The organism is Ralstonia edaphi, assembly GCF_958350185.1.
GTDB classification, from domain to species: domain Bacteria; phylum Pseudomonadota; class Gammaproteobacteria; order Burkholderiales; family Burkholderiaceae; genus Ralstonia; species Ralstonia edaphi.
Genome location: NZ_CATWHI010000002.1, coordinates 365,210 through 382,523 on the forward strand (window position 1 = coordinate 365,210; position 17,314 = coordinate 382,523).

At 64.5% G+C, this 17,314-nt stretch carries 16 protein-coding genes; 1 reads left to right on the forward strand and 15 read right to left on the reverse strand.

Annotated features, from left to right (window positions below):
- Positions 1 to 822 carry an ABC transporter permease gene (locus R2669_RS06860; RefSeq protein ID WP_316899358.1) on the forward strand — a complete coding sequence of 274 codons (822 nt, stop codon included), beginning with the start codon at positions 1 to 3 and terminating at the stop codon, positions 820 to 822.
- 69 nt (positions 823 to 891) lie between these two features.
- Here R2669_RS06860 and purF read toward each other — a convergent pair whose 3' ends face one another.
- The 15 genes from purF to leuD form a co-directional block, all read right to left on the reverse strand.
- On the reverse strand, positions 892 to 2,427 hold the full coding sequence (purF, locus tag R2669_RS06865; protein WP_147217499.1) for an amidophosphoribosyltransferase: 1,536 nt from the start codon (positions 2,425 to 2,427) through the stop codon (positions 892 to 894).
- A 98-nt stretch (positions 2,428 to 2,525) separates the two neighbouring features.
- Positions 2,526 to 3,023: a CvpA family protein gene (locus R2669_RS06870; RefSeq protein ID WP_316899361.1), complete on the reverse strand. Its 498-nt coding sequence runs from the start codon at positions 3,021 to 3,023 to the stop codon at positions 2,526 to 2,528.
- Between the two features lie 66 nt (positions 3,024 to 3,089).
- Positions 3,090 to 3,950, reverse strand: coding sequence for an SPOR domain-containing protein (locus R2669_RS06875; protein WP_316899363.1), 861 nt, complete (start codon positions 3,948 to 3,950; stop codon positions 3,090 to 3,092).
- Between the two features lie 13 nt (positions 3,951 to 3,963).
- Positions 3,964 to 5,262, reverse strand: coding sequence for a bifunctional tetrahydrofolate synthase/dihydrofolate synthase (folC, locus tag R2669_RS06880; RefSeq protein ID WP_316899366.1), 1,299 nt, complete (start codon positions 5,260 to 5,262; stop codon positions 3,964 to 3,966).
- Positions 5,263 to 5,355: 93 nt separating this feature from the next.
- Entirely contained in the window at positions 5,356 to 6,228 is an 873-nt protein-coding gene (accD, locus tag R2669_RS06885; protein ID WP_124383612.1) for an acetyl-CoA carboxylase, carboxyltransferase subunit beta, read from the reverse strand.
- A 30-nt stretch (positions 6,229 to 6,258) separates the two neighbouring features.
- Complete coding sequence (gene trpA / locus R2669_RS06890; protein WP_316899370.1) at positions 6,259 to 7,056, reverse strand: tryptophan synthase subunit alpha; 798 nt, start codon at positions 7,054 to 7,056, stop codon at positions 6,259 to 6,261.
- 14 nt (positions 7,057 to 7,070) lie between these two features.
- The gene (locus tag R2669_RS06895; protein WP_316889480.1) at positions 7,071 to 7,892 is read right to left on the reverse strand and encodes a DNA-methyltransferase; all 822 of its coding nucleotides are present in this window, start codon (positions 7,890 to 7,892) and stop codon (positions 7,071 to 7,073) included.
- A gap of 16 nt (positions 7,893 to 7,908) precedes the next feature.
- Complete coding sequence (trpB, locus tag R2669_RS06900) at positions 7,909 to 9,102, reverse strand: tryptophan synthase subunit beta (protein ID WP_316889482.1); 1,194 nt, start codon at positions 9,100 to 9,102, stop codon at positions 7,909 to 7,911.
- 95 nt (positions 9,103 to 9,197) lie between these two features.
- The gene (locus tag R2669_RS06905; protein WP_316899968.1) at positions 9,198 to 9,917 is read right to left on the reverse strand and encodes a phosphoribosylanthranilate isomerase; all 720 of its coding nucleotides are present in this window, start codon (positions 9,915 to 9,917) and stop codon (positions 9,198 to 9,200) included.
- Positions 9,914 to 10,738: a tRNA pseudouridine(38-40) synthase TruA gene (gene truA / locus R2669_RS06910; protein WP_316899372.1), complete on the reverse strand. Its 825-nt coding sequence runs from the start codon at positions 10,736 to 10,738 to the stop codon at positions 9,914 to 9,916. The genes R2669_RS06905 and truA overlap by 4 nt, the downstream gene beginning before the upstream one ends.
- 83 nt (positions 10,739 to 10,821) lie before the next feature.
- Positions 10,822 to 13,728, reverse strand: coding sequence for a FimV/HubP family polar landmark-like protein TapV (gene tapV, locus R2669_RS06915; protein ID WP_316899373.1), 2,907 nt, complete (start codon positions 13,726 to 13,728; stop codon positions 10,822 to 10,824).
- A gap of 387 nt (positions 13,729 to 14,115) precedes the next feature.
- Entirely contained in the window at positions 14,116 to 15,219 is a 1,104-nt protein-coding gene (asd, locus tag R2669_RS06920; protein WP_147214244.1) for an aspartate-semialdehyde dehydrogenase, read from the reverse strand.
- An 82-nt stretch (positions 15,220 to 15,301) separates the two neighbouring features.
- Positions 15,302 to 15,478: a hypothetical protein gene (locus R2669_RS06925; protein WP_316899375.1), complete on the reverse strand. Its 177-nt coding sequence runs from the start codon at positions 15,476 to 15,478 to the stop codon at positions 15,302 to 15,304.
- Between the two features lie 81 nt (positions 15,479 to 15,559).
- Complete coding sequence (gene leuB, locus R2669_RS06930) at positions 15,560 to 16,630, reverse strand: 3-isopropylmalate dehydrogenase (protein ID WP_316889486.1); 1,071 nt, start codon at positions 16,628 to 16,630, stop codon at positions 15,560 to 15,562.
- A gap of 29 nt (positions 16,631 to 16,659) precedes the next feature.
- Complete coding sequence (gene leuD / locus R2669_RS06935) at positions 16,660 to 17,310, reverse strand: 3-isopropylmalate dehydratase small subunit (RefSeq protein ID WP_027681084.1); 651 nt, start codon at positions 17,308 to 17,310, stop codon at positions 16,660 to 16,662.
- Between the last annotated feature and the right edge of the window lie 4 nt (positions 17,311 to 17,314).

Genomic DNA, 17,314 nt, shown 5'->3' on the forward strand with positions numbered 1-17,314 from the left:
ATGTCCACTGAAACCGCAGTCACTCCCTCGCAGCAACAAGCCTTTCCGCAGCCGCTGCTGCCGCTCAACTTCCGCAACTGGCAATACGTCTGGCTGCGCAACTTCATGGTGTGGCGCAAGCTGGCCATTCCGTCGATGGCGGGCAACCTGGCCGACCCGATGATCTACCTGTTCGGCCTGGGCCTCGGGCTCGGCCTGCTCGTCGGGCGCGTTGACGGCGTGTCGTATATCGCATTCCTGGCAGCCGGCACCGTGGCGTCCAGCACGATGATGTCGGCGAGCTTCGAGGCGATGTATTCCGCGTTTTCGCGCATGCACGTGCAACGTACGTGGGAGGCGATCCTGTACGCGCCGCTCAGCCTGGGCGACGTGGTCCTCGGCGAGCTGTTCTGGGCGGCCAGCAAGTCGGTGCTCTCCGGCCTGGCGATCATGCTCGTCGCGGGCGCCCTTGGTTATGCGTCGATGCCGCAGGCGCTGCTTGCCCTGCCCGTCATCGTGCTGACCGGCTTCACGTTCGCCTGCCTGGCGATGAACATGACAGCGCTTGCGCCCAACTACGACTTCTTCATGTTCTACCAGACGCTGGTGATCACGCCGATGATGCTGCTCTCAGGCGTGTTCTTCCCGCTGTCGCAATTGCCGGCGCCGGTACGCGCGGCGACGAGCGTGTTGCCATTGCCGCATGCGGTCGAGCTGATCCGCCCCCTGATGTTGGGCCGCACGCCCGACAACATCCTGCTGCACCTCGGCGTGCTGCTGGTCTACGCCGTGGCCGCCCTGCTGCTGTGTCTGTGGCTGCTCCGCCGTCGCATGCTCAAGTAAGGCGCGATCGCAACGCGCAACAAAAAAGCCCGTCGCAATGACGGGCTTTTCTTTTACTGCGTTCGAGATTTACTCATTCACGGCAGAGCGCTGCAGGTGCAGTTGCGTGCGCGGATCATCGTTCTGCGCATTCTCACGATCCGCCTTGGCCGAATTGTTGCGCGCGGCCTCCAGGCGATCGAGATACGCCTCGTCAATGTCCCCCGTCACGTACTTGCCGTCAAAGCATGAGGCATCGAAATCCTTCAGTGCCGGATTGACGTCACGCACGGCGCGCTTCATGTCTTCCACGTCCTGGTACACGAGCTGGTCAGCGCCAATGATCTTGGCGATCTCTTCGTGCGTGCGGCCGTAAGCCACCAGTTCGCCGCGCGTCGGCATGTCGATACCGTACACGTTGGGGAACTTCACCGGCGGCGCGGCCGAAGCGAAGATCACCTTCTTGGCACCGGCATCGCGCGCCATCTGCACGATCTCCGACGACGTCGTGCCACGCACGATGGAGTCGTCGACGATCAGCACGTTCTTGTCCTTGAACTCGATCGCCATGGCGTTGAGCTTCTGGCGCACGGATTTCTTGCGCACCGCCTGGCCCGGCATGATGAAGGTGCGGCCCACGTAGCGGTTCTTGAAGAAACCTTCGCGGTACGGCACGCCCAGGTGGTTGGCCACCTGCATGGCAGCCGGGCGGGACGAATCCGGAATCGGCATCACCACGTCGATCCTGTCGGTCACCTCGCGCTTGATCTTTTCGGCCAGGTAATCGCCCATGCGCAGGCGCGCGTCGTACACCGACACACCATCCATACGCGAATCCGGACGGGCCAGGTACACGTATTCAAAGATGCACGGCGAAAGCACCGGGTTGGCGGCGCATTGCTTGGTGTGCAGCTTGCCCTCGAGGTCGATGAAGACGGCCTCGCCAGGCGCCACGTCACGCTCGAACTTGAAGCCGATGCCTTCCAGCGCCACGGACTCCGAAGCGACCATGTATTCGATGTGGCCCTCCGGCGTTTCCTGGCTACCCAGCGCGAGCGGGCGGATGCCGAAGGGGTCGCGCACAGCCAGCACGCCGTAGCCCGAAATCTCGGCGGCGATGGCGTACGAGCCGCGCACGCGGCGGTGCAGGCCTTCCACCGCGGTGAAGATGGAATCGCGATTCAGCGGAATATCGTTGCTGGCACGTTGCAGCTCGTCGGCCAGCACATTGAGCAGCACTTCAGAGTCGGACTGCGTGTTGATGTGGCGGCGGTCGCGCCGGAACATCTCGTCGCGCAGCTGATCGGAGTTCGTCAGGTTGCCGTTGTGCGCCAGCACGATGCCGAACGGCGCGTTGACATAGAACGGCTGGGCTTCTTCTTCGCTGGAGGAACCCGCGGTCGGATAGCGCACTTGGCCGATGCCGCTCGTACCCGGCAGCCCGCGCATGTTGCGCGTGCGGAACACGTCGCGCACCATGCCATTGGCCTTGTGCATGTGGAAAGTGCTGCCTGATGCGGTGGCAATGCCCGCCGCGTCTTGCCCCCGGTGTTGCAGGAGCAACAGACTGTCATAGATCAGCTGATTGACGGGCGTGGCTGAGACCACCCCAACGATACCGCACATGTCGAACTCCAGCGAGAACGTATTTGGTGGCGCCCACACCCGTTGCGGGCGCCGAAAAAGCTTCCCGGATCGCCTAGCTTGTGGCCAGACGCTCCAGATCAATAGTGAACATACTTCGCGACATCTGGAGGCAACAACGGCTTCGCCGCTTGTGCTGCCTGCTCCGCATAGGGCCGCGTAATCGCATCGCGCCAGAACGGCTGCTCAGGCAGGCTGGTAAAGCCGGCCACCGTCATCAGCACAAGGATGATCACGCCACCGCGTGCCAATCCGAACACCATCCCCAGGCCGCGATCTGCCGGCTTGAGCCCTGCGCTTGCCAGCGCCGCCGAAAGCAGCGCACCCACCAGCGAAGTTGCAATCACCGTCACGATAAACAGTAGGACGAAACCGAGAATGGTGCGTGCAACCGGTCCACCTGGCAGCGATTCCGGCATCCAACCCGCGGCCACACCCGAAAACGTGTACGCCACCCACGCGGCAAACAACCATCCGAGCAGCGCCAGCACTTCGCGGATCAGCCCGCGGAACAACCCGATCAGCGCCGACGTGACGATGATGAACAGCACAGCGTAGTCAAAAAAAGTCGGTTGCATCGGGCAGCGGCGTGAATCGACTGTGGCGAAATGCGGGGTGCGCTGAATACACGTTCGGCCGCATCGTCATTGCTGTACGAGCTTGGGCGTCAGGCCAATCTGCTCGGCACGTTTCTGCGCCGCTTCCGCGGATGCCCGATCGCTGAACGGCCCTGCACGCAGCAAGGCCAGATCGCCTTTGTCAGGCACCTTCTTGTGTTCGATGTAACCAGGAATCTTCTCGCCCTTGAGCTTGCCCAGCCAATTGCGGGCGCGGTCTTCGGAAGCGAAGGCGCCAATCAGCAGAATGAACTTGCCGCCGCTGGCATCGGTGCTCGGTGCAGCCGCTTGCTGTGCGGGCTGGGCCGCCGGTTGGGCAGGTCTGGTTGCAGGCTTGGACTCTGCAGGCGGCGTCACGCTCGCGACGGGCTTGGGCGGTGTTGCCGGCTTGGCTGCGGCCGGCGGATTCTGCGCTGCTGTGGGCGCATCGTTGCTTGTGACAACCTCTTCGCCCTGGTCGAGCGCGTCCGCCTGATCCGTTGACGAAGCCGCGGGACGCGACGCGGAGCGCCGGCTGGCCACTTTCGGCTCGTCGCTCGACGGCTTTGCACCACGATCGACCGGCTGATCCTGGATCTGCACGGCAACGGCATCCGTCACGGGACGCGGCTTGGCGTCGAATATGAGCGGCAGCACGATCACGGCGGCGCCAACCAGCACGAGGGCGCCGATCAGGCGGCGGCGAGCGCGTTGTTTTTGAGGGAGTTCAGGGTCAAGGCCGTCGTCGTCATCGTCGGTGCGACGCGACGCCCGGCTGCGGGCATTAGACGATGCGCGAGAACCGCGCACCGCATCGCGGGCCACATCGGCAGCACTGCCGGCGGTTGCGCCGCGCGTGCGTTCGCCTTCAGCGTTCTTGCGGGAGGAGAAGATGGAAAACAGTCCCATGAGGGCCCCGGGTTTAGTGCGCGCGGCTCTTGCGCTCCGCCAGCACGCCGGCAACGGTGTAGAACGATCCGAAGACCACGATTCTATCATCCTCGGTCGCCCGCTCCATGGCGTTGCGATAGGCTGTGGCGGGATCGCTGAATGTGCTCACGCTCGATTCCTTGCCTGCGCGGAAGCCGGCATCGCCCAGCGCCTGCGCTAGGCTTGCGGCACTCGCCGCACGCGGTGTCGGCAAGTCGGTCAGGCACCAGTGATCGACCTTGTCCAACATGTGGCCCAGCACCCCGGCGATGTCCTTGTCCTGCATGGCGCCGAACACCGCGTAGGTGTAGCGGTAGAAACCCATGTTCTCGAGGTTCTGGCCCAGCGCGGCCGATGCGTGCGGGTTGTGCGCGACGTCCAGGATGACGGACGGACGGCCCGGCAGAACCTGGAAACGCCCCGGCAGCACCACCTGCGACAGCCCCAGGCGCACGTCCTGCGCCGAGATCGGCAACCGGTCGCGCACCGACTCCAGCGCAGCCAGCGCGGCCGATGCATTCAGCAGCTGGTTCGCCCCGCGCAATGCCGGGTACCCGAGGCTCGGCCAGCGGCGTCCGCGGCCGCTGAAGCCCCACTGCTGCTTGTCGCCCTGAAAGTTGAAGTCGCGCCCGATCAGCCAAAGATCAGCGCCAATGGCTTCAGCATGTTTGACCAGGGAGATCGGCGGCACCGGGTCCGAGCAGATCGCAGGCTTGCCTGCGCGGAAGATACCGGCCTTCTCAAAGCCGATGGCCTCGCGGGTATCCCCCAGATAGGCCATGTGATCAAGATCGACGCTGGTGATGATCGCGCAATCGGTATCAACAATGTTCACCGCATCCAGCCGGCCACCGAGGCCGACTTCCAGGATCACCGCATCGAGACCCGCGTTGGCGAACAGATGCATGATCGCCAGCGTGGTGAATTCGAAGTACGTCAGGCTGACGGGCTCGGGAAAGCTGCAGCGCGCCCGCTCCACCGCCTCGAAGTGCGGCAGCAGCATCGCGTCGGTCGCGATCTCGCCATTCACGCGAGCACGCTCGTTGAAGTCGATCAGGTGCGGCGAGGTATGGCATCCCACCTTGTAGCCGGCGGCCAGCAGGATCGCCTCCAGCATCGCGCAGGTCGAGCCCTTGCCATTGGTGCCGCCCACCGTGAAGACAACTGACTTGAATTCCAGCCCGAGCGCATCGCGCACGCGACTGATGCGGGCCAAGCCCATGTCGATGCCGACCGGGTGTGCGGTTTCCAGGTGAGACAGCCAGTCGGACAGCGTATCGAATGTAGGCATGCGAAATAGGTGGCGCGGCGTCAGCGAATTGGGCCGCGCAAAAACAAGAAGCGCGGACTCTCGCCCGCGCTTCGGTTCAACAGATGTGCAGCATCAGGCCAGTGCGTCGGCAGGTTGCTTCTGCAAGAGCGCCAGAAGCTCGGCGATCTCGCGGCGCATGTTACGGCGGTCGACGATCATGTCGATGGCGCCCTTCTGCAGCAGGAACTCGGCGCGCTGGAAGCCTTCCGGCAGCTTCTCGCGCACGGTCTGCTCGATCACGCGGGGGCCGGCAAAGCCGATCATGGCCTTGGGCTCTGCGATCACCACGTCGCCCATGAAGGCGAAGCTGGCGGACACACCGCCCGTCGTCGGATCGGTCAGCACGCTGATGAACGGGAGCTTGGCTTCGGCCAGCTTCTGGACCATCGCGGTGGTCTTGGCCATTTGCATGAGCGACAGCAGGCTTTCCTGCATGCGCGCACCGCCCGAGGCCGTCACGCAGATGAACGGCACCTTCTGTTCCAGCGCCATCTGCGCGCCGCGCGCGAAACGCTCGCCCACCACCGAGCCCATCGAGCCCGTCATGAATTCGAACTCGAAGCAGGCCACCACCACCGGCAGCGCATGGATGGCGCCGCCCAGCACGACCATGGCATCGGTCTCGCCGGTGTTGTCCATGGCGGCCTTGATGCGGTCGGGGTACTTTTTGCTGTCCTTGAACTTCAGCGCGTCGACCGGGAGGATCTCCTGGCCCAGCTCATAGCGGCCTTCGGCGTCCAGCAGTGCGTCCAGGCGGGCGCGAGCGCCGATGCGCATGTGGTGGTCGCACTTCGGGCAGACGTGCAGGTTGGCCTCGACGTCGGTCCGATACAGCACCGACTCGCAAGCCGGGCATTTGACCCAGAGGCCTTCCGGAATGCCCTTGCGCTGCGACGGGTCGGTCTGTTGGATCTTGGGCGGAAGCAGTTTGTCCAGCCAGCTCATGCGTGCTCCTTGAATGCAGTGTCGCGCAGATCAGGCGTCCAACGCCTGGCGGATCTCCGCGATGAAATCAGTCAAGTATTGTACCGCTTGTTCGCGAGGAGCCTCCTCCAACAATTGCACAATGCGGGATCCGATGACCACCGCATCCGCAACACCACTGATCGCACGTGCCGTTGCCGCATCACGGATGCCAAAACCGACACCCACCGGCAGCCGCGCGTGCTGGCGGATTTGCGGGATGCGTGCAGCCACCGCGTCCAGATCGATGGTGGCCGCACCCGTCACGCCCTTGAGCGAAACGTAGTAGATGTAGCCGCTCGCCACGCGGGCGATCTGCGCGATGCGTGCTTCCGTGGACGTGGGCGCCAGCAGGAAGATCGGATCGATGCCGGCGGCGCGCATGGTCTTGGCAAAGGCTTCGCACTCTTCCGGCGGGTAGTCGACCACGAGAACGCCGTCCACGCCCGCTTCGGATGCCGCCTTGGCAAAGCCATCCACGCCCATCCGCTCGATCGGATTGGCATAACCCATGAGCACCACGGGCGTCGTCGAGTCGGTGGTGCGGAAAACACGCACATACTCCAGCACCGTGCGCAGGCCAACCTTCTTCGCCAATGCGCGCTCGGACGCACGTTGGATCACCGGGCCATCGGCCATCGGGTCGGAAAACGGCACGCCCAGTTCGATGACGTTGGAGCCGCCCTTGACCAGCGCGTGCATCAGGTCAACGGTCATCTCGGGATACGGATCGCCGGCCGTGATGAACGGAATCAGGCCCTTGCGGCCCTGTGCGGACAGTTGCGAAAAGGTTTGAGCAATGCGGGACATAGGGGGATCAGGTTTCAGGCGACCTTGATGGTCTCAGGCGCCTGCGATTCAGTCGGTTGGGCGTTGGCGTCAGCGGCGGCATGCACAGCAGTGACCCGTTCGCGCGCCACGCGGCAATAGTCGGCGTTGATCTCGAAGCCGGCGAAACGGCGGCCAAGCCTTGCACACGCGGCCGCCGTGGTGCCGCTGCCCAAGAACGGGTCCAGCACCAGGCCGCCCGGCGGGCAGCTTGCCAGGATCATGCGTTCCACCAGCTCCAGCGGCTTCTGCGTCGGATGCTCGGCGCGCTCCGGGTCTTGCCGGTGCAGGCGCGACACGCTCCACACGTCCTTCGGGTTGTAGCCGACTTCCAGCCACTTCTTGCCCTCGAAACGCTTGCGGCTGCGCGCCTTCTTCGTTTCGGCGTCGTACGGAATGCGCACGGCATCGACATCGAAGTAGTAATCGCGCGAAGCGGCAAAAAAGCCGATGTTGTCGTGCACCGACGAGAACTTGCGCGTGCTGCCGCCCATGCTCGGCACGCGGCGGTCCCAGATGATCTCGTTGACCATCGTGAGGCGTCGCTTGAGCATCACGAACAGTTCCGGCGCGTATTGCCACGTGCAGAACAGGTAGAGCGATCCGTTGCGCGCCAGCTTGGGCCGCACCGCATCGATCCAGCGTTCGGACCAGGCGAGGTAAGCATCGCCCGACAGCTTGTCGGAATCGTTGCCGTAATCCTTGCCCAGCCCGTACGGCGGATCGGCGATGACGAGGTCCACACTGCCGTCGGCCAGATGCCCGACCCCGGTAATGCAGTCCTCGTTGAAGATGCCGTCGATGGCGCGCTCGGTCATGCGTGTGCCAGTGCCGTTAGAGTTGGATGCCGGAGAGTTCAGCGACGGTATGCATGTCCTTGTCGCCACGGCCGGACAGGTTCACGAGCAGGATCTTGTCCTTCGGCAGCGTCGGTGCCAGCTTGCACGCATACGCCAGCGCATGGCTCGATTCCAGCGCCGGGATGATGCCCTCCATGCGGCACAGGTCATGGAAGGACTGCAGCGCCTCCTTGTCGGTAATACCGACGTATTCCGCGCGCTGCACGTCCTTCAACCAGGCGTGCTCCGGACCGACGCCCGGGTAATCGAGCCCCGCCGAAATCGAATGCGTCTCGATGATCTGGCCGTCTTCATCCTGCAGCAGATAGGTGCGGTTGCCGTGCAGCACGCCCGGGGAGCCGCCCGTGAGCGATGCGGCGTGGCGGCCGGTCTCGATGCCCTCGCCCGCCGCCTCCACGCCGATCAGCTTGACGTCGGCGTGGTCGATGTACGGATAGAAGATGCCCATGGCGTTGGAGCCACCGCCCACGCAGGCGATCACGGCGTCCGGCTGGCGTCCGGTCATCTCGGGCATCTGCACCTTGCATTCCTCGCCGATCACGGCCTGGAAGTCGCGCACCATCATCGGATACGGGTGCGGGCCCGCCACCGTGCCGATGATGTAGAAGGTGTCGGCCACGTTGGTCACCCAGTCCCGCATGGCTTCGTTCAGCGCATCCTTGAGCGTGCGCGAGCCCGATTCCACCGGCACCACGGTCGCGCCCAGCAGCTTCATGCGGTAGACGTTCGCGGCTTGGCGGCGCACGTCCTCGCTGCCCATGTAGACGACGCATTCCATGCCGTAGCGCGCCGCAATCGTGGCGGTGGCAACACCGTGCTGGCCCGCGCCCGTTTCGGCAATCACGCGCGGCTTGCCCATGCGGCGAGCCAGCAGCGCCTGGCCAATCACGTTGTTCACCTTGTGCGCGCCGGTGTGGTTCAGGTCTTCGCGCTTGAGGTAGATCTGCGCACCGCCGCAGTGTTCGGTCAGGCGGCGTGCATGATAGATCGGCGACGGACGGCCAACGAAATGCTTCAGCTCGTATTCGTATTCCTTGATGAACTCTGGATCGTGCTGGTAACGCGCATAGGCATCGCGCAGTTCATCGAGCGCGTGGGACAGCGTCTCCGCAACGAAGGTGCCGCCGTAGGGGCCGAAATGGCCGTGGGCGTCGGGCAGGTTGTACATGGCAATCTCTCGAGGCGTCCGCCGAGGTCAGGGTGCAGCCGTGTCGGCGGAGATATTCAGAAAGGCGTGTGTCGCGAAAGACCTGCCGGATCGGCTCAGGCCTGAACCGATGCGCCCAGGGCTGCATCGGCCTCGCGGACCGCACGCACAAATGCGGTCATCCGGGCGTGATCTTTCACGCCCCGTGCGGCTTCGATTCCGCTGCTGACGTCAACAGCGTAAGGCCGCACGCGTTCAATCGCGCCAGCGACGTTTTGCGCGCTCAACCCACCACTCAAAACGAGCCGAGGAGCGGCGCTTGTGGTTGGCAAGGATGGCGATTGCGGGAGCCATTGCGGAGGAATGAGGGTCCAGTCGAAGACGTGGCCGCCACCGCCATACCCCTCAACAAATGCGTCGAGCAGCAACCCTTGGGCAGCGGCAAACCGATCCGCGAATTCTACCAAATCGGCCCCCGGCTGAACACGCAGGGCGCGCAGCCACGGCAGCCCGACCTTCCCGGCAATCTCGGCGCACAACTCCGCCGGCTCGTCACCGTGGAATTGAAGCAACGTCAGCGGCACTTGGTCGAGCACGCGCGCCACGTCATCCGCGGTGGCGTTGACGAACAGGCCCGTCACGGTGACGAACGGACCAGCGCGGCGCGCCAGCTCAGCGGCGCGTTCGATGGCGACGTAACGGGGGCTGGGCGGATAGAACACCAGCCCGATCGCGTCGGCGCCGAGCGCGACTGCGTGGTCGACGTCGGCCGGCTGGGTCAGGCCGCACAGCTTGATACGGGTACGGTGCAACGGCATGGCGGAAGCGGAATTCAGAGGCCGGCGTGCTCGTCGAACACGCCGCGAAACAGGCTGGACGATGCCGGAGACGCCGGCAACGAGAAAGCATCAGGATAGCCGACCTCGGCCAGATACAGACCGTCGGGCATGAAGGTCGGCGCAGCGGCCACGCGGCTGCGGGCGGCCAGCACATCGCCCATCCAGGACACCGGCTGGCGGCCGCGCCCGATTGCCACCAGGCAGCCCATGATGTTGCGCACCATGTGGTGCAGGAACGCGCTCCCGCGAATGCGCACGAACACCCATTCGCCCTCGCCTCGCACTTCGACTGAATACATCGTTTTGACGGGCGACTTGGCTTGGCATTCGGCCGCGCGAAACGACGAGAAATCGTGCTCGCCAACCAGCACCTGGGCCGCCTCGTTCATGGCTGCCACGTCAAGGGATTGACCGGGCGGTAGCATCACGTAGCCGGCCTTGTCTTCGAGCAGCGGTGCCCGCGTCGGGCCAAAGGTCAGTGCGTAGTAATAGGTGCGGCGATGCGCGGAGAAACGTGCGTGGAAATCTTCCGGCATCTCCTGCGCCCATCGCACGGCCACCGTCGGCGGCAGAAAGGCGTTGGTTCCACGCACCCACGAAAACGGTTCGCGCACGAGGTTGGTATCCAGATGGACCACCTGGCCCAGCGCATGCACACCGGCATCGGTGCGGCCGGCCACCGTGGTCGGCAACGCCACGCCTGCAAACTGCCGCAGCGCCGCCTCCAGCGCGTCCTGCACGGTATTGCCGTGCGGCTGCGATTGCCAACCCGAAAACGCGGCACCGTCGTACTGGATGCCAAGCGCGATGCGCGTCATGCCGTGTGAATCCTCATGCGGAAAGAAAAACGCCGGCAGGATACCACCCTGCCGGCGCTGCCGATGGCGTAGAACGCGGTGCGTCAGCCGATCTGGCGCATCAAGGCTTGCGCCTCGGCGTGGAACGACGGATCGCCCAGGTCCAGCACTTCCTGCAGCAGTTCGCGAGCGCCTTCCTTGTCGCCAATCTCGATGTAGGCCTTGGCCAGATCGAACTTGATCTGCAGATCGCGCACCCCGTCGGCACCATGCTCGCCGGACAGCGTGTGCGGCAGGTTGGTGTCCAGGCGGATGGCCGATTGCGGCTCGTCGTTGGCAACCTCGGCGTGCTCTGCATGATGCGGCTCGGATTCGAAGTGCATCGGAGCCTGCGACAGATCGGTCGGCTGCGCCCAGCTCGGCAGGCCTTCCTCGGCAGCGGCAGATGCTGCCGGCGCCGCCGTTTCCGCCGCGGGCGGCGTCGGATTCAAGTCGAGCGACAGGTCCGACAGATCCATATGCAGCGGCGGCGCGGCAACAGGCTGATAAGCCTCGCCAGCGTGCGCGTTGAACTGCGGCAGATCGGCTTCAGGTTCGACATGCACCTTGAAGATGTCCGAGGCCTCTTCCGGCGCGGTGATTGGCTCGCCCGCTGCGGGCGCAGGGAACGACTCCAGCGGCAGATCGAAACCGGCCAGTTGCGGTGCCTTCGTCGATGGGGCCGACGGGTCCAGATCGGGCGACAGCGTCGTCCAGTCGTCACCGCGGCGGGTGGTCTGCCCCGTCACCGTCGGGCTGAAGGCTTCGGCGGCCACCGCTGCGCCCACACCTGCCAGCGCAGCGGCGCCTGCAACCGCGGCACCTGCGTGGCTGGGCTCTGCGTGCGCTTCGGCACCCGGATGGCTTCCATCACCCTGCACCGTCAGATACAGCGGGTTGGCCGGATCAAACTTGCGGCCCATTGCGGCAGCCTCCGCCCATTCCGGCGAGGACGCGCCAACTTGCGCCAGCATCTCTTCAGCAATCGTCTGGAAGCCGTGAGCGTCCTGACGATTGGCGTAAATTTCCATCAACTTCAGGCGAATGGCTTGGCGCTCCGGATGTTGTTCCAGTGCCTCGCGCAGGATTTCTTCGGCTTGTACGTCGCGGCCGTAGGCGATGTAGACATCGGCTTCGGCGATCGGATCGACCTCGTTGCTCTCGTTGCCGCCGCCAATGCGGAAGTCCGCACCGAACACGCTGTGCTGCGAGGTGTCGACGCTTTGACCGCCGGCTGCACCAAACAGCGAGTTGGCCCCAGCCATCACCGTGCTTTCCTGTGACAGCAGGCTGTCCTGGAAGCCATGTGCCTGCTCGGGTTTCTGCTGACGACGGCGATACACCACCAAGCCACCCAGCAGGGCGACCACCAGGCCGCCCAGGCCCAGAGCCATCGGATTGGCCAGCAGCGACGAGAAGAAGGATTCCTCCTGGATCGGCGGCGGCGGGGCCACCACTACAGGCGCCTTCTTCGGCGCGGCAGCTGGCGCCGACGCAGCGGCTACCGGTGCGCTGGCAGCCTGCGGTGCCGAGGCTGCCGCCACCGGCGCCGACGCCGCTTCCGGCGCGGAAGCTGCCGTCGCAGCCGTCGTCGAGGAAGCCGGTGCAGCAGCAGCCGTCTCTGCCGGTGCAGCGGCAGCAGGAGCCGGCGCTGACGATGCCGGCGCGGGAGCCGGCGCATTGGCCGCAGCCACTGCAGGCGCGGCAGTCGACGGCGCAGCACCAGCGGCAGGCTTGGCGGCGCTGGCGGCCTTGGCCAGCTCAGCGTTCTTCAATTCGACCAGGCGCTGCATGTCGGAGAGATTCTTCTCCAACTGCGCAACGCGCGATTCCATTTCCTTGAGCGCGCGCTCCTTGGCGACGAGTTCCTCGTCGCGGGCGGCTGCCGCACCAGCCTTGCCGGTACGGTCTGCCTTGGACAGACGCAGTTCGTCACGAGCGCTGGCAGCCGGCGTGGCCTGATCCTGCACGCGGGCCGACACGCTGCCGCTCTGCTGGCGGGCGGAATCGGTGTCCGTGGCTGCGTTGGCTTCAGCTGCCGTTGCCAGGCGGTTGCGGTAGCCGGCAAAGCCAGACGTTTGCGCAATGACTTCGCGGCGCGCTTCACGCGCTGGCGTTTTCTGCGCTTCGGCCTGCGACGGCACCTTCAGCACCGAGCCGGTACGCAGCCGGTTGATGTTGCCGCCAATGAAGGCGTTGGGGTTGTTGCGGTACAGCGCCAGCAGCATCTGGTCGAGCGACACGGCCTCCTGACCTTGAGCGGCCGTCGATGCCACGTCGTACAGGCTATCGCCGCGCTGCACGGTGTACGAGCCGCCCGGGGTAGCGTCCGGTGCGGCGGCTGCGGGAGCGGCTTGCTGAGCGCGCGAGGCTTGGCGAGCGGCGCGAGGCTGGCGGGTCGGTGCCGGCGCAGTTGGAGTCGAAGCTGCCGCTTGCGGTTGGGCGGTCGAAGCAGCAGGCGCCGATTCAGCGGCACCCGGCGTCGTGGCCTGCACAACCGGCGTCGGCGCGAAATTCTGTGCGGTATTGCTGGAGCCGACCGGGTCCAGCAGGAACGTATAGGCGCGCGAAACGTGGCCGCTCGCCCAGTTCAGGTCAACCAGAACATCAACGAACGGCTCGGCGACGGGCTGCGTCGAGCGCAGACGCACAACGTAGTTGCCATTCGACTGGCGTTCCAGCGAGGCACGCAGCGAGGAGACGATCGGGTTGTAAGTCAGCCCAGCCCGCGAATACGCATCTGGCGCAGCCAGTTTGGCGACCAGATTTTGCGCCTCTTCGGGCGTCACGCCGGTCAGATCGATCTCGGCCTGCAGCGGCTGGCCGAGGCTGGAACGCACGTGCAGCGCGCCGAAACCGGCCGCTTGCGCAGCAGGCTGGATCAACAGCAGGCTCGCCGCAGCAAACGCGACGGCCGACCAGCGAGGACTGCGATGGGACGATTCTCTCCGGCGGTATTGGCTCACCCTCACCTTCGACTCCGTTATCTTTTAATGTGCAAACGAACTTAACATCAACGAGTTAGCGCAGCAAGTTCACCCAAAAAGTGAAGTGCTGGTTAAGAACCGCCGTCAATTTTGATGAAAACGACACAATTGGCGAGATTCTGAAGCACCCGACGTACCCCCCGGAATGCGCGTGCTTCATGTGGCGCTAACCCTTCCCCGTGCCCCGTCCACCCCACGAATGGGCGGACGGCGTTCCGGCCGCTATTGTGTACCAACGTTACAGAGCGTGGGCGTCCAGATGGCACAACGCCGCGCAGGCCGCGCGGCGTTGGCAGAAAAAGCGCACTTTCTGTTGTCAAGCCGCAACGACGACCGCCGATGCCCGGCCCGACAACGAAAGCAAAGCCCGAATCACTTGCCCAGCAGGATACGCAACGTACGGCGCAGCGGCTCGGCAGCGCCCCACAGGAGCTGATCACCGATCACGAAGGCGCTGACATACTCCGGCCCCATGTTCAGCTTGCGCACGCGGCCGACGCCGATTTGCAGGCCACCGGTAATGGAAGCCGGCGTCAGCTCCTTCTCGGTGATGCTGCGATCGTTCGGAACCCACTTCACCCAAGGATTGCCCGAGCGGATGATCTGTTCGATCTCTTCGAGCGGCAGGTCGCGCTTGAGCTTGAGCGTCAGCCCCAGGCTGTGGCAGCGCATTGCGCCGATCCGCACGCACAGGCCATCGACCGGAATCGTCTGCGCCGTGCCCAGGATCTTGTTGACCTCGGCTTGGCCCTTCCACTCTTCCTTCGACTGGCCGTTGTCGAGCTGCTTGTCGATCCACGGGATCAGGCCACCGGCCAGCGGCGCCGGGAAGAACTCCGTCGGCACGTCTTCGCGGATCGTCTTGGCAACCTTGCGGTCGATGTCCAGGATGGCGGAAGCCGGATTGGCCAGCTCATCGGCCACGGCGCCGTGGATCACGCCCATGCCCTTGAGCAGTTCGCGCATGTGGTTCGCACCACCGCCCGAAGCCGCCTGGTAGGTCATCGAGCTGACCCATTCGACCAGATCTTCGCGGAACAGGCCGCCCACGCCCATCAGCAAGATGGAGTTGGTGCAGTTGCCGCCGATGAAGTTCTTTGTGCCAGCCGCCACCGCATTCTTGATGAGCGACAGGTTGACGGGGTCCAGCACGATCACGGCGTCGTCTTCCATGCGCAGCGTCGAGGCGGCGTCGATCCAGTAGCCGTTCCAGCCTGCAGCGCGCAGCTTCGGGAAGACTTCGGTCGTGTAGTCACCGCCCTGGCACGTGATGATCGTGTCGCAGGCCTTCAGTGCTTCGATGTCGTTGGCGTCGGCCAGAGGCGCATCCGTCTTGGCGAATGCGGGTGCCTTGCCGCCAGCGTTGCTGGTGCTGAAAAACACGGTGTCGATCAGGTCGAAATCCTTTTCTTCCTGCATGCGCTGCATCAGCACGCTACCGACCATGCCGCGCCAACCGACGAGACCTACCTTCATGATTGTGAACCTCTAGTGATTTTCCCCGCCTCGGTCGCCCGGCGTGACCGCGCGGGGAAGGCGAACGGGCACGACGGACGATCTACGAGATCGTTTTTTTGGTAATGATTTTCGTGGTCGTGCGAATCTCGACAGGCGTCATGCGAGCGCGCGCGGCGGTGCCCCTGGCGGCGATAGCCAGGGTGCCCAGAATGCCCAGTACGAGGACGGGGAGCGCGATCGAGATCATCTGCAAAAATATACACGATTTGGCGGTCACACAATGCACTGCAGCATGTGTCCGCCGAAAAAACGACGATTGCGGTACCGCATGTGACGGCACCGCAACGCCTGTTTTGATTTACAAGGCAGCCACGACCGCGTCGCCCATCTCGACAGTGCCGACCTGCTTGCAACCCGGCGTCAGGATGTCGCCGGTCCGGTAGCCCTGCGCCAGCACCTTCTTGACGGCGGTTTCGATGCGATCGGCCTGCTCGGCCTTGTTCAGCGAGTAGCGCAGCATCATCGCGGCCGACAGGATCGTCGCCAGCGGGTTGGCAACGCCCTTGCCCGCGATGTCCGGCGCGGAGCCGTGCGACGGCTCATACAGGCCCTTGTTGTTCGCATCGAGCGACGCCGACGGCAGCATGCCGATCGAGCCGGTCAGCATGGCTGCCTCATCCGAGAGGATGTCGCCGAACATGTTGCCGGTGACGATCACGTCGAAGTTCTTCGGCGCCTTGACGAGCTGCATGGCCGCGTTGTCGACGTACATGTGCGACAGCTCGACTTCCGGGTATTCCTTGTGCACGTCGGTGACGATGTCCTTCCAGAACTGGAACGTCTCCAGCACGTTGGCCTTGTCGACGCTGCACAGCTTCTTCCCGCGCTTGGCGGCAGCCTGGAACGCGACGTGCGCGATGCGGCGGATTTCCGGCTCGGCGTAGCGCATGGTGTCGAAACCTTCGCGGGCGCCGGCGAACACACCGTCCGGTGCGGCACGCACGCCCCGCGGCTGGCCGAAGTAGATGTCGCCGGTCAGTTCGCGCACGATCAGGATATCGAGACCGGACACGATCTCCGGCTTCAGGCTCGACGCGCCGGCCAGTTCGGGATAGCAGATCGCCGGACGGAAATTGGCGAACAGCTGCAGGTGCTTGCGCAGGCCCAGGATGGCCTGCTCCGGGCGCAGTTCGCGCGCCAGCGTGTCGTACTTCCAGTCGCCCACGGCGCCGAAAAGAATGGCATCAGCTTCCTTGGCGAGCTTGAGCGTGTCTTCCGGCAGCGGATGGCCCTTCGCCTCGTAGCCGGCGCCGCCGACGGGCGCGAATTCCATCTCGAACGACTGGCCCAGCACCTTGAGCACCTTCACGGCCTCGGCGACGATTTCCTTGCCAATGCCGTCACCCGGCAACACTGCAATCTTGGTCATGTGGTTGTCCTTGTTGTTCTGGTATCCGCTCAGCCGACGAGCTTGTGTGCGAGCCACGGCATCTTGGCCAGGCGCTGTGCTTCGTAAGCCTTGATCTGGTCGGCGTAGCGCAAGGTCAGGCCGATGTCGTCGAAGCCGTTGAGCAGGCAGTATTTTCGGAACGCCGTGATGTCGAACGGATATGCCGTGCCGCCCGGCGTGACGACGACCTGCTTGTCCAGATCGACGGTCAGCTGGTAGCCCGTAAAGGCTTGCGTCTCGTTGAACAGATGGTCGACTTGCGACTCCGTCAGCACGATCGGCAGCAGGCCGTTCTTGAAGCAGTTATTGAAGAAGATGTCGGCAAAGCTCGGCGCGATGATGGCGCGGAAGCCGTACTGCTGCAGCGCCCACGGTGCGTGCTCACGCGAGCTGCCGCAGCCGAAGTTCTTGCGCGCCAGCAACACCGAGGCGCCCTTGTAACGCGGCTGGTTCAGCACGAAGTCCGGATTCAGCGGTCGCTTGCTGTTGTCCTGGCCGGGCTCGCCCACGTCCTTGTAGCGCCACTCGTCGAACAGGTTCGGGCCGAAGCCGGTGCGCTTGATCGACTTGAGGAACTGCTTCGGAATGATGGCGTCGGTGTCGACGTTCTCGCGGTCGAGCGGGGCCACGAGGCCGGTGTGGATGGTGAATTGTTCCATGATT